This window comes from Candidatus Ichthyocystis hellenicum, from assembly GCF_001460935.1.
GTDB classification, from domain to species: Bacteria; Pseudomonadota; Gammaproteobacteria; order Burkholderiales; family 2013Ark19i; genus Ichthyocystis; species Ichthyocystis hellenicum.
Genome location: NZ_LN906597.1, coordinates 729,845 through 751,313, shown reverse-complemented (window position 1 = coordinate 751,313; position 21,469 = coordinate 729,845). Strand labels below are relative to the sequence as shown.

Here is a 21,469-nt window from a genome sequence, read left to right as displayed (position 1 = left end):
ATCTCAAAATCATTGCCAAAAACAGCAATCACATATGGCTATAAAACACACAGCAATACTGCAAACATAGTCAAACATCACACAGAAATCAGTAAGATAGATAATATCCATATTTAAAGAGTCAATCGAGTATTATCGAATAATACTTGCAATGATCTCAAACTATCCAGAACATCGGAACCAAGATAGCCATACTGTTTAACAAGAAGTACTTCTTGCAAATCATCTCGCTTATATTTAAGAACGGTATTTTCATCTGAAAGCACTGTATTTTGATCAGTGAGCACAACATACTCAGAATTAATTGCTATGTTGTCCTCTACGAGATCAGCACATTCCATGAGAACGGCACTAAAAACACCATCAAGCATAATAAATTTATCATTAACATCTCTAACCTCGTGCTTCATTGAAGATAAATGGTCAACATTTTTATAAGCTAATCCAGTAACAAAATTATCCAAGCCAAACACACTTGACTGCAGTCCAGAATGAATTTCATCCAAATTATCCCAGATTTCCTTCTGATCGACAGCTAATTTCCTTACCCTAGATCTGTTAACTATACTAATAGCTTTATCTTTTTCATTATCACTACCAGTTTCAGATCCTAGCAGATAACCTGAACCAAGCACCAAGTAAGAAAAAGAAGAAATGCACAATCCAATGCCAACCGACTTAGCAATATGCTTCGTTATTTCTGAATTAATTCCAGGAATATGAAAAACACCCTTGGCCATAAGAACTACAAAAACTATACCAGCCACTATAAGGAGAGCCAATAACACCGCAAGTACCGCCATAAACCTGGATGATAAAAAATCACCACCTCCAACTTTTTCTAAAATATTATCATCCGACAATGCCACAAGGGATGTGTACGTACTTGGGTTAACTTGACTAATAGCATTAGCAAAAATATTTCCGGATTCTTCTGATATATTTTCTATATCACTAAGTACGCTACGTACATAATAACTGCAGCAAACAGTACAATAGCAATTACCTTCAGCTGATAAAAAACCAGTATTATCAATACATCTTTGCATATACACCCCTTAAATCTCTGGCAAATAAAAAAACTTATTTTGGTAAGCACCTTATTTATAGCTCAGATAACCTTGACAATAGATCATCCAACTTAGATTTGAGTCTTTCATTATCATTGTAAAGTTCCATATTTTTCTCACCAAGAGTATTGACCTCACGACTCTTTAATAAATTATCACTCCTGAGTTTTGTTATTTCATAATCAACTGATTCTATTTTTAGTCTAACTTCTTCGCATAGCTTACCAATATATAAATGTTCACTCAATAATCCTAATAAAGTGCTATCTCTAGAAATATTAGATATTGCAACAGCAAACTTCAAATCAGATACACATGACTGCAATCCCCTATGGCATCTATTTAGTGCAAATCCTATTCTTTTTTGAACGGCGGAACAACTTTTTAGATTAGATTCATAATAATTAAGAACATTATCATATTTTTTATAATCACTCTCTGATCTACATCCAAGCATATAACCTAAAACAAGAAGTGAATAAAATGAAGAAAGCGCACATATAATAACTCCAACAAATTTGGTAATATTTGTCAGCATTTCCGAACTAATACCTGTGATATGCACAGCGCCTTTATATACCATAATTGCAAAAACTACAAAAATTACAAGAAGCAGAGACGACAATAATGCAAATGAAATAAAATATTTACTTGAACAAGAAATAGGGTTTCTAAGAATAATATTATTATCGACAAATTCCAAACCCACCAGTACTTTAAATGACTTCAGCTCTTTCAAGTCACGTTTATTAGATGACCTTAGAAGAGATGCATAATCACTAGAACGATCACCTACCTCATCATTGATAAAAAGACCATTACATCTTTTATGAATATCAATAGCTCTACGCCTTGCACTTTCTCCAGAATAACTGCAACAAGCATCACAAGAGCATCCCCTCCAACTATCTGGAATATCATTACCAACAAAATTTCCCCCCACTTGCATAAAATAGTCCTTCCAGCATATTACTAGCTTAACAATCACCATCAATCTATATCCATTAAGCATATACTACCCTAAGAAGCTGTAAATGCTATTTTACCGATTTCACAAAATTTATTTATGAAGTGCATAAAATTTTTTATCTTATTTATATTTACATAAGTATCAGGTATTATTTTATCTTTTATAATTTTGCAATACAGATAAGCAAAAGATGTTCATGGAAAAACTGCAGAACCAATAAGCAATATAGCTACAACCTCACAACAATAACTTCATCCTCACTGATCAATACTGAAAGTAGATAACAGCACAAATCACAAAATTTATAAAAATAAGTATTATCACACTGAAAGTTATGAAATTAACATAGTAGTATCACCCCAAAGCACAAACTAAGTGCCCATAGGGGCTTATGATAATTTAGATTTATAGTTTTACTGAAAATTCACAAATAGAAACACAATCTTATTTATTATTAATCATCATAATTATTTTTAAATCATAAAATTACGCCTCACAACTCGAAAAATACGATCCCGGTTGGAAGAAAACTTTACGGCTAAAAGTAAATATGCAAGCAGATCAACTTCTTCTATACGCAACCTATAAAAAATTACCATAAATATATCGATTAACGATCAAACAGCTTTATCAAAAAATTTTTCCTAAAAAGCATCATTTTTGATGAACAAAAAATGCTATATACATTATAAAAACGGCATTTCACCTCAGCACAAAACAGAGCAGCAAATCACAATAAAGCACAGTGGTAATATTTAAGCAATGCCTATAAAATACATCTGATTAATAAATACCCCACCTACTCTCTATAGTAGCCACCGATTAGTGAAAATGCCAAAATAAAAATAGTCACATCATTTATACCAATAAAAACATCCATAACTCATCGTTACAAAAATTATCATCTTAAATCACTATATTAAAATAAGTGCAATCAAAGTAGCACTCAACGGGGATGTTGCACAACTCACCTTTAACAATAACTTAATAATCAGAAGGATTTTATTTTCAACTCAACACATTTTGCACTAAGTTTCATAATATTAGCCATAATCTACTATACTGATCTTTATTCTCAGCAAATTCCCTATCCATTAACAGCTGCAATCTTACACGACTATAGGTCAATCCAGTAATAACTTCAGAATTAATAGAGAAAAACAAAAGCAGGTAAAACTCTACTGCGTATTGCAGTAATTGCAAAAACAACAAAAGTATCTACGATAAGGTACAGCAACACTACAAGCACATCCACAAGCTTGTAGAAAGAGGAAACTCAAGTATAATTTTATTATCAACAAAATATGGAAAAAACCATCAACAATTTTTCTCCATCTTTATAATATTAAGAGCTTAATATAGGAGCATTGGACGCACACGCATCAGAACTAACCATCAATAAAGAGATATTATATTTTTTATGAGCTTTATCTATAATACTAATCTTACCTTTATCATAATAACTGTCACAAAAAACACAATGGTATAAATCTCCTTCTATAAAATTACTGCCAATGGAACAACCTTTCATAGCATTCCATGCCTACCAAAACAAATACACAAATGCAGCGCGCTCGTACAGCACACATAAAGGTGTAATATACCAACTGCTTTACGAGATTAAATCTACTCAGTTATGACGTAACATCACACGCCCTTCCTTACTTGAGAATCCAATTATGTCAAATAAAATATCACATATACAGAATTTACTTTTTATGAACAAAAAATATGAACAAACTATATTCTCACCGATTAAAATATTAACCTATACCAAAAATTAACCATTATTTATACTCAATCCATTCATGATCATAGCAACATGGTACACCGATCAAATTATCAATATCAAATATTCTACAAAGCATAAGCATGAGGAAAAAGAAATGATAATCAATAACCGCCACGAACGCCAAAATGGACAGTGTAACTTATACTTTAGTGTGCTACACCTCGAATGAGTCAGACAATCAAACTAGCAAGCTAAACAATCACAATAACAGGTACCACCCCGCAGTATAAACAAAAGCAGAAAAAGATGATGTAAACTAAAGGAATGAGATAGTAGTTAAAGAATAAAACGCGTTTAATGATACATTGCCCCCGTACGCATATCGGAAAAAATCATAACTCGCTATTAGCGATCAGGCAAGAAAACAGAAATCGGCATCTTTTCACCAAATTTGCGGTAATTGAAAAATAATATATCATACAATTTACTTTTGATAATAATATTATCCATGGAAAGATTTTCATTTTTCCTAGAAATTTCATCATATCTGGAGTTAATTTCTTCACTATTATCCCTGAGAGTCGTACGTTCTACAATAGCAAGATTATAGTTGCACCCAAGCCTACTATACTGAACTTGAGCATTTGCAAGCTCTCTCTCCATTCTAGATAGACGATCAATACCATCGTAGGCCGAACCAGTAACAGATTTTTTCAAACAATTCACTTTATATTGCAACTCATTGTGAGACGTCACAAGACTATCCCAGCGTTCCTTATGATCAATAGCCAACTTTCTTAATCTAGATCTATCAAGAGCACGGATAACTTTATTTTCTTTGTCATCTTCACTATTACAATTATTTCCCATCAAATAACCCAAAACAATAATCAAGTAAGAAGGAAAAATCATGCTTAATCCAACTCCAAGCAATCTAGTAATACGCACATCACCTCTGTTAGCAAGAATTCCGAAAATTACACTAGATATTACAAGGACTAGCAGTATCACAAGTGCACTCTTAAAACAACAGGTATCCCTGACTTTTTCTAAACTTCGACTATCTGATAATTCTATTAGATCCTTATATGCACCTGGATCAACACTATCAATGGCATTAGCAAAAATACTCCTGGCTTCTTCAGATACAGCATCTACTCTTCTAAGAGAGTTTTGTACCTTATCACTACAACAAACAGTACAAAGGCAAGGATTTTCATTTTCCAAAAAACCACCACCACCAGGACCTACCTGCATAACACTTCCTTTTACTTAAATTATCACTGCAATCAAAAAAACCCATTTTTATACAACAAACATTCATGAACATGAAAAATACACAGCAATCACTAGCAAACTCTACTCTAAGTCACAGTAATAATACGCCTCCACTTAGATCTAAGAATATAATTCTCTTCAGAAAGAGACTCATTTTCCTTAGAAAGGAGATAAATTTTACGAGTATTTGTTTCATTATCATTCCTAATATTTGCTATTTCAGAGTTAACTGCCTCAAGTTTAGATCTAATTTCCCTATGGGATAGGCTAATCGAATAATGTTCTATCATCAATCTGGATAAAGGAGATCTCCTTATAATGTTCGAAATAGCAGCCGCTATTTTCAAATCTGACTCCCTAGATTGCAATACTTTATGAAACTTATCTAGAACAAAACCTGCTTTTTTCTGAATAGTAGCGTATCTTTTAAGTTTAGATTCACAAGAATCGAGGATGAAATTACATCTTTTATTATTTAAATTTGATCTACGTCCGATCAAATAACCTAAACCAAGCATTGAGTAAGCAAAAGAAGACAAGCATAACCCAAAACCAACCCACGTAGTAGCGCTACTAGTAGTAAGGCTACTCGTAGTAAGGCTACTAATAACCACTGAACTCACACTATAAATACGAGCAGCATCTTCACCTATAGTGATAGCGAACGCAAAAATTACAAAAGATAACAAAACAAGAGCGAACAACAATGCAGTCGCAACCATAAACTTATCTGAGAAATAACTCTCAAATATGATTTTATCATCAACAGTGCTTAAAATCACTTCACTTCTAACCTTTTCTAAATCTTGATCATTTGTAAATCTCAAAAGAGACACATACGTATCAGCAACATCTGCTTCTATGTCATCAACAAAAAGGTTTCTGCATCTTTCATTAACTTCATCTATGCTACGCGAAGGACTTCCGTCGTAGTAACTACGACAAACATCACAAGAACATCCTACTCTACCTTCTGGGATATTACCATCAACAAAGCACCCTTGCATGGCGATACCCACCCCTTAACTAAATATAACTAATTAGTATATCCATAAAACATAAAAAATAAACAATGAGTAAGTTCACTCACCAAGTAATATATAATAAATAAACAGTCAACAAAAATATGGTTCTAAATAGCTCCAATAAATATCCTACCATTTTCTGTAACGATTAACATAAAATTACTTAAAAAATTAATATTCTTCTTCCACACATGACATCATGCAAATGAAACCTATGAACAATTATAAAAATATGACAGATATAGTTTTTATTTTATACCACTTATATATAAGAAATAAGAAAAGGGTAATTGCGTTACTACTAGATATTGTAAATATGATGTCACTAAAAGAAAATATACTTATAAAAATTGATAATATTTATCATTACCCACATTTTAATCAATAAAACGTAAAAAACCTCTTCCTTATGGTAAAGGAAAGAAAGGAGCGCATACATTATGTAAAAACAGGAAAGCAGCGATAAAAACAATTTATGCTGAAAAAGATATAGAGGAGAATAAATGTCTTACTGTAAAACAATTTTACAAACACCTCCCTATGATCACAAACACCTACCTAGGATTTTTATTATTTGATAACTAACTTGAAGCAGACAATTTAGTCATAAAAAAATAATCGTCTCAAAAAATATAAATCATATTGATCTTGTGATACTAAATTTATTTTTCCAGTTTATCCAATTTTCCCCTCAAAATATTATTCTCTCGGCAAAGCTCTTCTCTTTGAGCAATAAGCACCTTGTATTCAGAACTAACTTCTCTACTAGCAGCCCTACATTTCATGAGCTTAGCAAAATCACTTGTATGTGTAGCACTGAGTGCTTTGTACTCAACATTAACTCTGGCAAGTTGATCCTCCAGCATCAATGACCTAGAAACTACGTCAGGATCAGCTGGTCGAGGAATAGACCTCTTCAAAGCAACAACTTTTAGTTGTAAGATTCTATGAGCTGTATCTAGATCATTCCATTTTTCACGCTGCTCAAGAGCCAACTTTCTTATATTAGTCCTATCAAGAACATTAATAACTTTGTATTTTTTATCTCCAAGAGTCTTGCTACCCATGAAACAACCCAAACCAAGAAGCAAGTATGAAAAAAAAGTGACGCCTAACCCAACCCCAATCCACTTATAAACATGACTTAATGGTATCCCGGGAATATGAACAGTACTTTTGCTTATAAGAATTAGAAAAATTATACCTGCTATTATAATTAGCGCAGTCAATACCGTGAGCACGATCATAAAATTGGCCGAAGAAAAATTACCCCCCTTAAAATTTTTCCGGATTTTATTATCTGGCAACAACTTGACAGATGTATAAGCATTCAAATTAACACGATTCATAGCACTCAGAAAATCATCTTTAGCTTTTTCAGATATATCATCTAGGTTATCCAGCCCCTTCTGGACACTAGAGCTGAGACAAACATTGCAATAGCAACGATTTTCATTTCCAGAAATTCCATTACCACTGGTACCTTGCAGCATGAAGTTTTCCTTATTTATTATTTAGTAATATCGTAAGTAAAAAATTTTATTTTCTGGGGCCTAGATTAAAGAAAAAATTAATAAAACCTCAAGTAAACTTTGTTATCAATTTTCATAGACGCGGTAAAATTTCCTATCTATATTTGCAATAAATAATAATATTTAATTCTCAACAAATCATTTTTATTGGTAAGTTCTTTATTTTGCTCCGCAATATTATCAAGACCTTCAGAACCAGAATTATTCTTTTCAGCATTTTCCAGATCTTCTATTTCAACATTAACAGACTCTATCCTACTTTTAAGATCTTCAACCCAGTTAGTAATACAACTGCATTCTCGTTCCAAGTTTGATAAACGTTGATCCATTAGAACATCTGAAATACCACTCGCTAATCTTAAGTTATCCTCACATGACTGCAGTGCATTAAAAGATGCAGCTAAATCCGTATCTATTTTTTTTTGAACAGCAGCACTATCCTTAAGTCTAGATCTACAGGCATCAATAACAAATTTATTACCATCACCACTAGAGCTGCATCCTATAGCGTAACCCAAAACAAGCACTAAGTAAGATAAAGAAGACATACAGAGACCAACCCCTATCCACTTAGTAATATTAATCAGTGATTCTGAATCAATCCCAGGAATATGGATAAGACCGTTATATGATAGAATGGAAAAAATTATAAAAACTATGAGCAAAATGACTAGAAAAAATGCTAATACAAGCATAAATTTAACCGGAAAAGAAATAGGATTATTTAGTATGATTTTATTATCAAGCAACTCTAAATCCATATCTCTTTCAATCTCTTTTAGGTCGCTGGTATTTGATAATTTTAAGATAGATTCATAATTATCAGTACTATTAGTGTCAGTAAAAAGACTTGAACATCTTTCATGAACTTCATCTATTCTACCTATAGTACATTCTTCGACAAAATAAACAGAACAAGTAGTACAATTACATTTACCCTCAGCAAATAGAACACCATTGCTATTACTACATCCTTGCATGGCATTACCCTTTTCTCTAATTAAATTACTTACGAATTAATAAACCATGGGTTTTCCCGTAGGCTATAAGCATAAAAATAAGCGTAGCAATAAGAGAATTTACTTGCTAAGAATAAACTTGTTTATCTGATAAAGTTCTTGATTATATTTTTTAGGCAAGAACAATTGCATTAATAGGATTAACCTTTACAAAAATTTATTTCTTTACTGTGAAAACCCTATTTTGTCTTATATTGACAATAAACAATATATTTTGTTTATTCTTTTACATTTACATTAATAGATACTCAAAAAAAGTATGATAGTAGTATCACCCTTAATGAAAATATAATAGATAAGAAATAAGAGAATATAATAACTAAATTAGATGATAAATAATCAGTATCCCTAACCACCTCGAAGAACTGATCAAATACTAAGGGAAATAGGAACTATGTTAAGGAGTAACTGCCGATTACAATCTATTGTCCATAAACACTTGCAGTCATCTGGAACATGTATAACTAGGAATATATTTTTTACTAAACAATACTATTTTTTCAGATTAGATAATCAAGGACGAGTAACACAAAAAAGATGTGCCTAACCTAGCTAAAAATATTTATCAAAATTACTTGTAATGCATAAATCTACAACTAAGGCAAAGCAATTATTAGCACAAATACTAACTGATCATAACCCGCCATTAACCTAATTTACTTCCTATCTTTATTTAATATAGACTCACTTATATAAATTACATATTTTCCTGCCTTACATTATTTTTTATTTGTACTTAAGTAGATAGGGAAAAAATAAAATGCATACTAACCAGCGCACAAAAAAACGTAATCACCACATTATTTGCTTTTCAGACGTTTATTCTCACGTAAAAGCAACTCATTTTCACGATTAAGAGCACTGCATAATTGTTTGACTTTCACAAGTTCATCTTCCATTTCATCAATAGCTGAAATGGCACTCATATATGATCAGAACTGAGGTCCTTATACTTACTTTTAGCTTCGTCAACATCTTTCTGTAGTTTCAAAAAAACATCAACATCTTTAAAGGCTGAACCAATAACAGACCTTTTAGCATCCATCCGATTAGATTGTATTTTGCTTAAAACCCACCTCATTCTATCCCACCTTTTATTTTGATCACAAGCTAACTTTCTTAACTTAGACCTATCAATAACACGGATAGCACCGTACTTATCCTCATCGTCACCACTAATCCTACTTCTCATCATATAACCTAGACAAGGAAAAATGTAAGCAATAAAGGTCGCACCCAACACAATTCCAACTAACTCTCCTGTACTTAACCCAGGAATATGTACAATACCTTTCTGAGCAAGAATTACAAAAGCTATACATGCCATTAGAATAATAAGCGTCAATACCAAAAATGTAATAGCAATTTTTCTTGATAAAGTAGAGCCAACATTTCCCAATATCTTGTCATCCGACAAACCAACCATAGATGTATACACATCGCCATCAACACCATCCAGCGCATCACTAAAAATACTGGTGGATTTTTCACACAAGACGTCTACATCTCTCAATGCCTTTTGCACTCTATCATCATAACAAACAGTACAAAAACAGAAACCCCCACCTGTAGAAGCACTACTACCAATACCACCACCTTGCATTACCCCTCCACTCTTTTGTAATATATAAAATAGAAAAATTCATGCAAAAAATTTATTTACGAAAAAAACATCACTGTGTTTCTGTCCTCGACTACCATAACTTTACTCATACAACATATACGTAAAATTACTTACCATTAGACCTTAGATCTTCATTCTCCTGGGAAAGTCTTTTGTTATGATTTTCAATAACAGCGGAGAGAGAAACCTTTATTCCACTATCTTCTTTAATTCTTTCCATTTCACCTTTAATAGAATCAATCTCAGATTGAGTTTACTGACAACCCTCTTTAATATGGCAAAGATTTTGACGCAAGCTTGATAAACGCTTATATCTCCGCTCATTTGAAAAAATGGATGCTAATCTCAAAGCCAAGATACTTGATTTCATTAACCCAAAACACGCACGAACTCCAGAATCTGCTTCTTTTTGAATACCAGCACATTTTTTCAGCTTAGATTCATAACAATCAAGATTAGATTTACCTCTCTTCTCATTGCTATCAACTCTACCTCTTATGAGATACCCTAACCCAAGCATTGAGTAAGAAAGAGAAGCCATACATAATCCAACTCCAACCCACTTAGTAATATTGCTCATCATTTCTGAACTTACGCCAGAAATATGAATAACACCCTTACACATCAAAACAGCAAAAATCATAAAAACTATTATCACAACAACCAGAAATAGTGCAAATGCGACCATAAATTTGTCTGCTGGAGAAATAGGGCACTTAAGCACAACCCTATTACTACCAAGCAATTCTAAACCTGCCATTTCTTTAATTATTTCTAAATCCTGGTCATTTTCTAATTTTAAATCAGATACATACGTAGTAATATCTGCATCGCTAGAAGAGAAAAGACTGCCAACCCTTTCACAGATATTGCATTCCGAAGGCATCACCCTTTCGGCAAAACAACTACAACAAACATCACAATAACACTCCCACTTATTTTCCAGAACATCACCAGCAACAAGACATCCTTGCATGAAAGCACCCTTTTACCAAGTAAGATCTAGAATTTCAACTCATTATAATAATTGTGTTATACAACGCCAGAGCAAAACAATTGTAATAATTATCAACCCCCAACATAAGCTATAGCTACTGACCGACAACAGTACTCCAAAAACCGATACATACAACCCAAGTAAAAACTTATATCCTCACAACTAACTTTTTCCTTCAGCTCTTAACGACGAAAGCAGGTCAGATAATTCTAATCTAAGCCGAGCATTATCAGCTACAAGCCGAGCATTATCAGCTACAAGCCGAGCATTATCCCTATCAAGAAAATCAAAATCTCCAGTCTTCGTTTTACCACATTTACCAAGAGCCCTTATTTCTCCCCTAACAAGTTTGATTTTCCTTTCTATTTCAACACAATCATTGCCAAGAATATCAATTTGTTTCATCGCATCTTCTATATGTTTTCCCCTCACAGAAGCAGCAAAATCAGAAATCATTACCAATCTTGATCTAACAGATTCAAATTCTCTATTACATCTATCAAAATCAGAATCAATTGCTTCCTGAACAGAACCATAATCCTTTAGATTGGCAACACAAGAAGATTCAAGAATGGCTCCTAATCCTTCACGCTTGTCTTTAACTCTATGTCCAAGCAAACAACCTAACCCAAGCAGTGAATAACCCAAAAGAGCCGAGCACACCCCAACTCCACCCCATCTAATAATATCGGACATTAGATTAGGAGAAACATAAATAACACCTGTATATGATAGAAGAGCAAAAACTACAAAAGATATCACAAGAAGAACAAGCAACACTGCAAGAACAATCATCACCTTGGACGAAGAAGAAAGAGCAGGCTTGAGGGTAACCAAACCGTCTTCACTAAAATTCACAGCACTCTTAACTTCATCTAAATCTATTCCATTTGCTTCCCTTAGAAGAGATAGATATGTATCAGAATCATTACCTTCATCATCATAGGAAAAAAAATCTCTAACCGATACCCAACCATCAGATTCCGTGCCTACAGGACCAGAACCTTCGCGAAGAAAATGACAGGCATCACAAGCGCATCCTACTGCATCAACTACTGAAGCACCACTAGCTGAAGAACATTTTTGCATAGTATTAACCTTTTCCTAAATTAAGCACGATATTCATAACTATGAAATCACCACAAAAAAACACGGATGGCATATTCAACTTTTATAAATATTTACTTTTACCCAAAACTACACTCTATCCCTTCCAGATTACATAAGCATATTTTGCTTTACAGTCATCAACTACAAGAAACATCATTGATTATATTCAAAAATGCAAAAAAACAACCAGGCACCAAAACTCTATCCCTACGGTAAATATCTAAAACACCCTCTTTAGCAAAAGAGAAATAACAATTAAAAAAATTATTGTCAACAATACTGAAAACACAATAACCGGTAAAGATATAGAAGAAGAAGTGGTAAGAACTTCAGATGATGACACACCACCACCACAATTAATTTCTCCCTGATCAATTAATGACTCAACACCGTCATCTCGCTGATGATTACCATCAGCAGAACCAACAACACTAAAACACCGCTCTACATAATTACTCCACATACGATCCATATAAGATCACCCCATCATTATTACTTGATCCCCAAATACACATCAGACAAGCAACATCAATCTATACAATAGCAAATACCATTTTGCTTAAGCACTACTAAATACACGGTCACTAATTAACTAATTCACAAGATAAATTTTATTATCTCGTCTTGCCTAATCAAACCTCAAATACAAAGCAACTGAAGAACAATATTTATAAAATAAAAACACGCATCAAGCTACACTCAAATAACAGGAAAAACATCTAAACTACCAGCAAAACAGCAATTAAAATCCATAGTAAATTTCCCACGGCTGAAACAAGTACCAAATACGTTTATAAAGCAATTTCTTAAAAATAGAAGAGAGATTAACTATTTCTTACTTCTGTTACTGCGTAATCTTGATTCAATATCCACCATTACAGATCTGGTAACAGCATTATCAGCAGAAAGTTCTTGGTTTTTCTTAAGAAGCACTTCATACTCCTCAGACCTAACTTCTAACTCCCTCTTCTCTACGAGAAGCATCGTATATTCAGAACCAAGTTCCATGCTTTCAGCTTCAGCCTTAGCAACTTCTCGCTCCAATCTCATCAGCTCTGGAACACCCACATAAGCTGATTTGGTAACACCCAATTTAGTGGACTTGACCTCAGCTTGAAAATCAGTATGGCATTTATCTAGCCTACCCCAACCCTCTTTCTGCTCCACAGCCACTTTCCTTAGCATAGACCTGCCAAGAGCACGGATAGCCTTACATTCTCTATCCTTGTAACTACATCCAACCCCCATCACATAACCTAAGCTAAGCATTAAATAGGAAAAGGAGGCTACGCATAATACGGGCCCAACCCATTTAACCATAGTGTTAAGCATGGCTGGAGTTATACCAGGAATGTTAATAACACCTTTGTGTGCAAGAACCACAAAAACCATGCAAACTATAACAATAAGCGCCAACAATACTGCAACTGCGACCATAATCTTAGCTGACGATGAACAATTTGCGCCATTAACATCTTCCAAGATTTCACCATCCGAGAGTGTTAACACAGATTTGTACGTACCTGGATCAACGCCACGAACACCACCAGTAAAGGAAGCGTGAGCATCCTTAGATAAATCACTTATGCCATTAAGAGCACTTTTAACATATGGATTAGTGCAAACAGTACAACCACAAAAAATTGGATCTGGATCTATATTTAAACTAACAACGTCACTACTACCTATACATTCACTCATGGAACTTACCTCTTCTTCAAGTAATATATCAAGTAAAAACTCTATTTCCCTGGCACGGAACCTTGCTTCCAGATAAAATATCCCACTTACTCAAGTAACATCTACTATCAATTGACGTAACCATTTTACTAGCCTTTAGTTATTTAACTCCTAAGAACAATTCAAGCCTTAGTTTAAATAGCTACACAACTTGACCTAACACTAGAACAGTGACTATTCCACAAATTTTATAAACACAAAATTACATTTGTCCTATAATTCGGCACAGATTAATAATGCCGTTGTATATAAGAAACGCAAAAACTATGCAAACTATAGCAATAATGATCAACAATGCCACAATTGCAATCAATAATTTTATTGAATCAGCTGAGAAACTTTCGTCATCAAAACTTTCTAATCTCCTATCACCTGAGGATTTTAAAATAGATCCATGCGCACCGGAAACAACACCATTTACACGGCCAAGAACACTTTCGGGAGATTCACCGCAAACAGCACCACCATTGCAACAAGCTTCATCCCCCCCCTCAACAACTCGATTAACTACAACTTCACTCATAGACCTTGCCTCTCAAGCAATGCATCAAACAAAAAATCTCACATACCTAGCACAAAGATATTTTCCAGAGTATCATCGCGCACTCAAACAACATCTATTATTATCAATAAATAAAACACTTTACCACTTTACTAATCTTTATTTGTTTAAAAACCATCACGATTCAAGCTTCGATTTAATGGCCTCGCAACTTTTGATAACACTCGAACATCGACTACTCAATAACGTTTCTAAACACGAACATCCAGTTCTTTTAGACTCTGGAATAACACTAACTAACCTTAAGGCAGATGCACGAGACCCAAGTTCTTCCCCATAGTCACTCATACCTTCACCTATTTCTTTCTGAACCCCTTCCAAATCTTTCAGTTTAGACTCACAAGAGGACAAAACATCCCTACATCTTTTATTTCTTGCATCATCCTCACGCCCCAACAAATAACCTAAATCAAGCAGTGAGTGAAACATTAAAGTAGCTAACAATCCCACACCAATCCACTTGGTAATCGTAATCAAAAACTCCGGGCTAATCCCAGGAATATGAACCAAGTCTTCATTTACCAAAATAGCAAAAACTATAAATGCGATTAGAAGCACAAGTAACAATGCTGCAAATATAATCATAAGTCTTTCTGGAGGACAAATAGCAGGCTTGAACACAACCAAATCATCAACTAACACCAAACCAGAAGTTCCCTCAATTTCTTTTAAATCTGCACAATTTGATGATCTCAAAACAGAAACATACCCATCAGGGTCTATAGCTCCCAAATCAACATCGGTAAAAAAATCCTTACATATGTCATGAACTTCATCTGCACAACCATCATTACTTTCGTCAACAGAAGCACGACAAACAGCACAGAGACCATCTATATCTTCTGAAAAATCACCATTAAAAAAACATCCGCCCATAGCCATATCATCAACCTTTTCCAGCACTAAGTCCCTAATCTTATCCGTAGCAAAAAACCTTCAGCTGTCATTTTTGCGTACCATATCAATAAAAATGTATCTACAAGAAGAAACTTACTGATACACATTCGACAACATTTTTAATAACACTGATAAGCATTATCTGACTTACATTACCTACAACACTTTCATTTACCGTAACTACGTAAACCGAAAACAGTACCACTAATACCAGAATCGCAACTATCATCCTGTAGCAAAATTAATAGTGTCAATTATCAACGAAACAGATCTCGACATATCCCAAAACCCCAAAACAAATTCCTACAGCAAATACCATTATACTCATATAATTCACAAGATATGAGCACTAATTCACTGATTTATAATATAAATACGAAATCAAAAAAGTGACCATATAAGATTAAAACTCCAACTACAAAGTAATAAAATATATATAATTAGATCACAAAATATATAACAAACATTTGTAAAATTAATAACACTAAATACCTTGATTAGATTATCTTAGCTCTACATACCGTAATTGCACACACCACAAAAACAACTATTAAATATTGTAAAAAATAAAAGGTAGGCAGCTAGAATGAAGTGATGGCAACGTTAAGCTAAATTACAAAAAGCTAGAGAAAAATTTTCTTATTCGTAATAGTTATTAATAAACATTTTCTACATATTGAATGGATAAAAATCACATAAAATCTTCGATTAAAATAGAACTTACATAAGGAAGATACTTTTTTACAATGACAATTACGATTACCTTAATTATTTTCTTCCTTATCTAACTTACTTCTCAGAGTAGCATTCTCCTCGCGAAGCGATAGGTTTTGATTAGAAACAGCATTAAATTCACAAATTAGTTCTTCTTTAGTACACCTAAGATTAGAAAGAGTAGCTAAAACCAACATACGTCTTTCATTGAGCCGACTAAATTCATCTCCAGCATGAACAAACTCTCTTCTCATTCTAAGAAAACGATCACCATTTCGATCAACGTTTTTATAGGCTGCCCCGATAACATCTTTCGTCAAAGAATAAGATTTGGCTTGCAACTCCCTATGAACTTTATCTAGATAATCCCATCCTTCTTTCTGATGAACAGCTGATTCTGTTAGAATAAATCTATCAAAAGCATCAACAGATTTATATCTTCTATCGTTACTGCCAACCTTACATCCCGTCAAATAACCCAAACCAAATAAACAAGAAAAAAAGGCTACGCCTAACACTGCCCCCGAACACTTAACAACATTGGTCATCATTTCCGTACTCATTCCGGGCACAATGATAATACCTTTGTATACAATAATCAAAAAAATGGCGCAAATTGTTATAAGAAGCATCAATACCACAAGTACGATCATAAACTTGGATGAGTAATTATTATCATCCGTAATTTCTTCTAAAATACGGTTATCTGATAATCTTAAAAGAGACGTATATGTACTTGGATCAACATTAACAATATCGTTAGTAAAAATATTTTTTGCTTCTTCAGAGAGACAATCTATTATGTTCAGTGCATTCCGGACGTTACGGCTATAACAAACAGTACAACCACAGCGATCTGCGTTTACCGGAAAAATGTTAAATCCCATTTCCATGCCAACCCACACTCCGATTTTTTTCAATAAAAATACGAGATCACAAATAAAAAACTTCTTCATAACTCAAATAAAAGGTAACCAGAAACTTAATCGAGTATCACTATTCCCTTGAAAGCAATCTACACAGAAGAGCATCGTTCTCATCCGAGAGCTCTGAGTTTATGCCAACAAGAACAATAGATTCCTCTTTTTTTCTCTCATTAAATTCTCTGAGCCTTTCTATTTCTGAATTCATAGCCTCAACTCCTAAGTTAAGCTCTCTATACAGAGTGCTAACACAAAGATGCCTTCCCAATAGCGCTAACAGAGGCCTAGCCTTAAGCCTATCAGATTCAGCAACTGCTAATTTCAAATAAGATGCGTGCGATTGCAACACCTCAAAACATATATCTAGACTAACATCTATTCTTTTCTGAATCCTAGCTGCATTTTTTAGTCTAGATTTAGCTGTAGAAAGAACATCTTCACGTTTTCTAGCTTTACTTACAGCCGCATATCCTACTAAACAACCTAACCAGAGCAGTGAATATCCAAAAGAAACTATGCTTAATCCAATTCCAACCAACATAACAACATTGACCATAGTCTCCATATTTATTCCGGGAATAACAGCGCCTTTATATGTAGCAATAGCAGAAACTACAAAGGCTACTATAAGAAGAACCAACAACACTGCAAATGCAATCATAAATTTTTCTGAACAAGAAACAGGATTACTGAGTATAATCTCACCATCAATAAATTCTAAGTTCTCTGCTCCTCTAACTTCTTCTAAATATTGGCTATTTGATTGCCTCAAAGTAGAGGCATAAGCATCAGGAACAATACTTTCTGAATCATCAGTAAAAAGAGCAGTACATATTTCATGAACATGATCTGCCCTATGAGGCGCAATTTCTCCAGAATAACCAAGACAAACATCACAACTACACTCCCAACTACCACTAGCCCCAGCACCCCCTACTTGCATATCCCACCAACCCTATCCCACATTACTAATCTAATAGCATCTGCAAATTATCAATTACCTCAAATACTATAGCTTAGCAAGTTATGTACATAATATTTCACCGATTCCTATCACAGCTGTATCGTAGATTTATTAATCATTCTGTGTATAATAAATTCTCGTTACTAACCTATTACAGGTCAGATAAATAAAATAACTGCTCTTGATCGTTAAAAACTATCACTAATAGATATTTTACATCGTATAATGAGATATCACTAACAGCCAGCAATCATTATAATATGTTGAAATGTATGAGGTTTATGTTTTTTATGCTGTGGATTGTTAGCTCATTCTCATGGGCAGAAATTAACAATTCTTATCCTGACAAAGAACTAGTTGACAAAGGTCACATAGTAGCTATTGTTGAAAAGGATCCCATAACTAGTCAGGAGCTCAATTGGAGAATCTTGCAAGTTCGACAGATGCTACCGCATAATTCAAACGGAATATCGGCAGAAGAGATTAGGAAACGAACTCTAGAAATCATGATTGATGAGCAAGTTGGGATAAATTATGCCCTAGAACTTAATTTATCTGTAACTGACAAAGAAATACAAGATACCGTTAATGACACCGCCAGAGAGAGAAAAACATCCCCTGATAACCTAGAAAGACAATGGGTTTCCACTGGAGCTCCAAAATCTGAGTTTAAACAAGAAATCAAGCGGCAAATATTGCTAGCAAAACTGAAACAGACTGTCCTTAGAGATGTAATTCATATAACTCCAGATCAAATTGCCAGTTTTATTGCTCAACACAAAGATGAAAAAGAACCACAAATTGAATTACAACATATACTAATTCCGGTAGACAAATCCCCTGATCAGAAAAAAACAGCCCATGAATTAACGCAAAAGATAGTCAATCTGTTCCATTCCGGACATACCTTCGAAAGCTTGGTGGTTCAGTTCTCTAAAGCTCCGGATGTATCTAGTGGTGGGTACATGGGATGGAGATACCTGAGCACATTCCCGCTTGAGCTCAAAAAAAATCTTATCAATGTCAAGGTCGGTGATATCGCAACACCCATAGAAACACCAGTTGGAATAGAAATTATCTTGATTAAAAACAAACGTGAGGTGAACTCTCCATTTTCCCCTAGGGTTCAAAAAAAAATACAGCTTATAGAACTAAATGATGCTACAGGTGCACAACTGGAAGATATTCGCAAAAAAATTATTGCTGGAAAATTATCATTTTCTGATGCAGTAAAAATGTACTCATCAGACCAAGATAACATCAACTTTAAAGACAAATGGATAGATGTAGACGAATTGCCGTCTGCTATAAGAAACGCGGCAATCAACACCGACACAGGTCATATAAGCGAAGTTATATCTGATAATGGACAATGGTACATTTTAAAAATTACTGACAGCAAGAATGAGGGCCTACCCTTAACAAAGCAACAGATCATAGCAACGCAGATGATTATGGATCAGCAAGGGGATCAAGAATTTGTTAATTGGATGGCTTCTCGTCGCAAAGGTAGCTACATAAAAATTATGCCTAATTTTACAAAAGATGGATAAGATCATAATCACCGCTGGTGAACCTGCCGGAATTGGCCCTGATCTCTGTGTGATGCTTGCTCAGCGTCCGTGTCCAAGGGAAACACGTCTTATCGTGATCGCTGATCCGTATGTACTTGAAAGTCGGGCACACCAGCTTCATTTGGAATTAAAAACGGTTCTGTACAATACAGACCAAGACCCAACTGGAAAGGTGGAAATATTGCCGATCAAGTACCCAGAACCGGTGGTACCTGGAAAATTGGATCCCAGAAACTCACCGGCTCTGCTTGAAAGCATTGACCGTGCCATTCATGGTTGCCAGAATGGTGAATTCAACGCCATGGTAACTAATCCCGTAAACAAAGCCACCATAATGGAGGCAAACCTACCATTTGTTGACCACACTTCATATTTAAGAAAAAAATGTAAATCTAAACAGGTAGTTATGGCTCTTTTCGGCAACCGTAAGTGGTGTGTAGCACTTATGACAACACATATTCCAATAAAAGACGTTAGCCGCTCACTATCAGTTGAACATGTTTCTCGGACCCTATCGATTATAGATCATGACTTTTCGTTATACCTAGGAAAAAAACCAAAAATTGGTGTATGCGGACTAAATCCACATGCAGGAGAGGATGGTCATATCGGACGAGAAGAAATAGAAGTAATATCACCCGCAATTCTTGATGCTCAGGATAATGGAATAATTTGCTTAGGACCATTGTCAGGAGACACCGCCTTTTGTGACGAACAACGTCAACAGTTCGACGTCATATTAGCCAGTTACCACGATCAGGGATTGGCACCATTCAAATTGGCCAATGCATTCACTGGAACAAACGTAACCTTTGGTTTGCCTATAATTCGCACATCTGTAGATCATGGAACTGCCATAGAAAAAGCTGGGCAGGGAAGAATTTCCTCCAGATCATTAGAAATTTCTGTGCAACGTGCCATACAATTCTGTATATCGAAAAAAAACTATGTTCAGGGCTAAAAAAAAATGGGGACAAAATTTTCTTTGTGATTTAGGAACAATCATCACCATTACAAACGCTATATGTCCACAAAGAGAGGACCATTTCTTGGAGATAGGTCCAGGTCTGGGAGCACTAACAAAACACCTTGTAGATCGGGCGAAAAGCATTACGGCCATCGAAATTGATCCGGATTGTGTGAGTTTACTAAGAAAAACGTACCCTAAGGTTGTAGTTTTCAATCAAAATATATTGTCCACAAACTGGTCACTGCTATTCAGAGATAAAAAACGAGTTGTAGGAAATATTCCGTATTACATTTCTTCAGAGCTTTTAGAGCTATTCTGTAATAATCATCATTACTTAGTAGACGTTCACATCATGCTCCAAAAGGAGGTAGCTGACAGGGTATTAAGCAAACCTGGAGACAAAAATTTTTCCCGCCTTTCCTTATTTGTTCAATCATATTTTGATGCCGAACACATTATTAGTATTGAGCCCACATGTTTTTCTCCTGTACCTTCGGTTAAGTCAAGCTTTATAAGATTAATAACAAAATCTAAGCCTACTCCAATTAATCAAACTTGTTACGAAATTATTAAAGGAGCATTTTCTAAGCGCAGGAAGATGATTAGAAACAGCTTATCTTCTTTTTTTTCTGATGACGATTTCATCAAAATGGGAATAAACGCCGATAAAAGGGCGCAACAAATCAGCAGGAACGAATACGAGATCATGTCTTCATTTTATTGTCAAATTGGTAAAAAACGTTAAATATGTCATAATTATGATTTATT

The 21,469-nt window shown here is 34.4% G+C and carries 19 protein-coding genes; 3 read left to right on the top strand and 16 right to left on the bottom strand.

Going from position 1 to position 21,469, the window contains the following annotated elements; translation table 11 throughout:
- Nucleotides 1–113: 113 nt before the first annotated feature.
- The 16 genes from Arg41_RS03515 to Arg41_RS03440 all read right to left on the bottom strand — a co-directional run bounded on the left by Arg41_RS03515 (nucleotide 114) and on the right by Arg41_RS03440 (nucleotide 18,136).
- Complete coding sequence (locus Arg41_RS03515; protein WP_092343711.1) at nucleotides 114–1,049, bottom strand: hypothetical protein; 936 nt, start codon at nucleotides 1,047–1,049, stop codon at nucleotides 114–116.
- Between the two features lie 55 nt (nucleotides 1,050–1,104).
- Nucleotides 1,105–2,082 (bottom strand): hypothetical protein, encoded by a 978-nt coding sequence (locus Arg41_RS03510; protein WP_092343710.1) that lies wholly within the window; start codon nucleotides 2,080–2,082, stop codon nucleotides 1,105–1,107.
- 1,303 nt (nucleotides 2,083–3,385) lie between these two features.
- The gene (locus Arg41_RS03505) at nucleotides 3,386–3,571 is read right to left on the bottom strand and encodes a hypothetical protein (protein WP_092343709.1); all 186 of its coding nucleotides are present in this window, start codon (nucleotides 3,569–3,571) and stop codon (nucleotides 3,386–3,388) included.
- A 606-nt stretch (nucleotides 3,572–4,177) separates the two neighbouring features.
- Nucleotides 4,178–5,029, bottom strand: a complete 852-nt coding sequence (locus Arg41_RS03500; protein ID WP_092490476.1) for a hypothetical protein — start codon at nucleotides 5,027–5,029, stop codon at nucleotides 4,178–4,180.
- A gap of 107 nt (nucleotides 5,030–5,136) precedes the next feature.
- On the bottom strand, nucleotides 5,137–6,057 hold the full coding sequence (locus Arg41_RS03495) for a hypothetical protein (protein ID WP_092490475.1): 921 nt from the start codon (nucleotides 6,055–6,057) through the stop codon (nucleotides 5,137–5,139).
- 680 nt (nucleotides 6,058–6,737) lie between these two features.
- Nucleotides 6,738–7,568 (bottom strand): hypothetical protein, encoded by an 831-nt coding sequence (locus Arg41_RS03490; RefSeq protein WP_092490474.1) that lies wholly within the window; start codon nucleotides 7,566–7,568, stop codon nucleotides 6,738–6,740.
- A 137-nt stretch (nucleotides 7,569–7,705) separates the two neighbouring features.
- Nucleotides 7,706–8,587, bottom strand: a complete 882-nt coding sequence (locus Arg41_RS03485) for a hypothetical protein (protein ID WP_092490473.1) — start codon at nucleotides 8,585–8,587, stop codon at nucleotides 7,706–7,708.
- Between the two features lie 961 nt (nucleotides 8,588–9,548).
- Nucleotides 9,549–10,229 (bottom strand): hypothetical protein, encoded by a 681-nt coding sequence (locus tag Arg41_RS03480; RefSeq protein ID WP_092490472.1) that lies wholly within the window; start codon nucleotides 10,227–10,229, stop codon nucleotides 9,549–9,551.
- A 274-nt stretch (nucleotides 10,230–10,503) separates the two neighbouring features.
- Nucleotides 10,504–11,226, bottom strand: coding sequence for a hypothetical protein (locus Arg41_RS03475; RefSeq protein WP_092490471.1), 723 nt, complete (start codon nucleotides 11,224–11,226; stop codon nucleotides 10,504–10,506).
- Nucleotides 11,227–11,409: 183 nt separating this feature from the next.
- Nucleotides 11,410–12,336, bottom strand: coding sequence for a hypothetical protein (locus Arg41_RS03470; RefSeq protein WP_092490470.1), 927 nt, complete (start codon nucleotides 12,334–12,336; stop codon nucleotides 11,410–11,412).
- Between the two features lie 241 nt (nucleotides 12,337–12,577).
- Nucleotides 12,578–12,829 carry a hypothetical protein gene (locus tag Arg41_RS03465; protein WP_092490469.1) on the bottom strand — a complete coding sequence of 84 codons (252 nt, stop codon included), beginning with the start codon at nucleotides 12,827–12,829 and terminating at the stop codon, nucleotides 12,578–12,580.
- Nucleotides 12,830–13,185: 356 nt separating this feature from the next.
- The gene (locus Arg41_RS03460; RefSeq protein WP_092490468.1) at nucleotides 13,186–14,058 is read right to left on the bottom strand and encodes a hypothetical protein; all 873 of its coding nucleotides are present in this window, start codon (nucleotides 14,056–14,058) and stop codon (nucleotides 13,186–13,188) included.
- Between the two features lie 241 nt (nucleotides 14,059–14,299).
- Nucleotides 14,300–14,620, bottom strand: coding sequence for a hypothetical protein (locus Arg41_RS03455; RefSeq protein ID WP_092490467.1), 321 nt, complete (start codon nucleotides 14,618–14,620; stop codon nucleotides 14,300–14,302).
- 156 nt (nucleotides 14,621–14,776) lie between these two features.
- Entirely contained in the window at nucleotides 14,777–15,562 is a 786-nt protein-coding gene (locus tag Arg41_RS03450; RefSeq protein WP_092342963.1) for a hypothetical protein, read from the bottom strand.
- A 758-nt stretch (nucleotides 15,563–16,320) separates the two neighbouring features.
- A complete protein-coding gene (locus tag Arg41_RS03445) occupies nucleotides 16,321–17,226 on the bottom strand; it encodes a hypothetical protein (RefSeq protein WP_092486715.1) in 906 nt (301 codons plus the stop codon).
- A 40-nt stretch (nucleotides 17,227–17,266) separates the two neighbouring features.
- Nucleotides 17,267–18,136 carry a hypothetical protein gene (locus Arg41_RS03440; RefSeq protein WP_092342961.1) on the bottom strand — a complete coding sequence of 290 codons (870 nt, stop codon included), beginning with the start codon at nucleotides 18,134–18,136 and terminating at the stop codon, nucleotides 17,267–17,269.
- Between the two features lie 311 nt (nucleotides 18,137–18,447).
- Between Arg41_RS03440 and Arg41_RS03435 the strand changes: the two genes are divergently transcribed.
- Genes Arg41_RS03435 through rsmA form a run of 3 tightly spaced genes read left to right on the top strand, consistent with a single transcriptional unit; the run spans nucleotide 18,448 to nucleotide 21,446 of the window.
- Nucleotides 18,448–19,710 carry a peptidylprolyl isomerase gene (locus Arg41_RS03435; protein WP_172792662.1) on the top strand — a complete coding sequence of 421 codons (1,263 nt, stop codon included), beginning with the start codon at nucleotides 18,448–18,450 and terminating at the stop codon, nucleotides 19,708–19,710.
- Nucleotides 19,703–20,692 (top strand): 4-hydroxythreonine-4-phosphate dehydrogenase PdxA, encoded by a 990-nt coding sequence (gene pdxA, locus Arg41_RS03430; RefSeq protein WP_092342959.1) that lies wholly within the window; start codon nucleotides 19,703–19,705, stop codon nucleotides 20,690–20,692. Before Arg41_RS03435 ends, pdxA begins: the two co-directional genes overlap by 8 nt.
- On the top strand, nucleotides 20,679–21,446 hold the full coding sequence (gene rsmA, locus Arg41_RS03425; protein ID WP_092342958.1) for a 16S rRNA (adenine(1518)-N(6)/adenine(1519)-N(6))-dimethyltransferase RsmA: 768 nt from the start codon (nucleotides 20,679–20,681) through the stop codon (nucleotides 21,444–21,446). Before pdxA ends, rsmA begins: the two co-directional genes overlap by 14 nt.
- Nucleotides 21,447–21,469 lie beyond the last annotated feature (23 nt).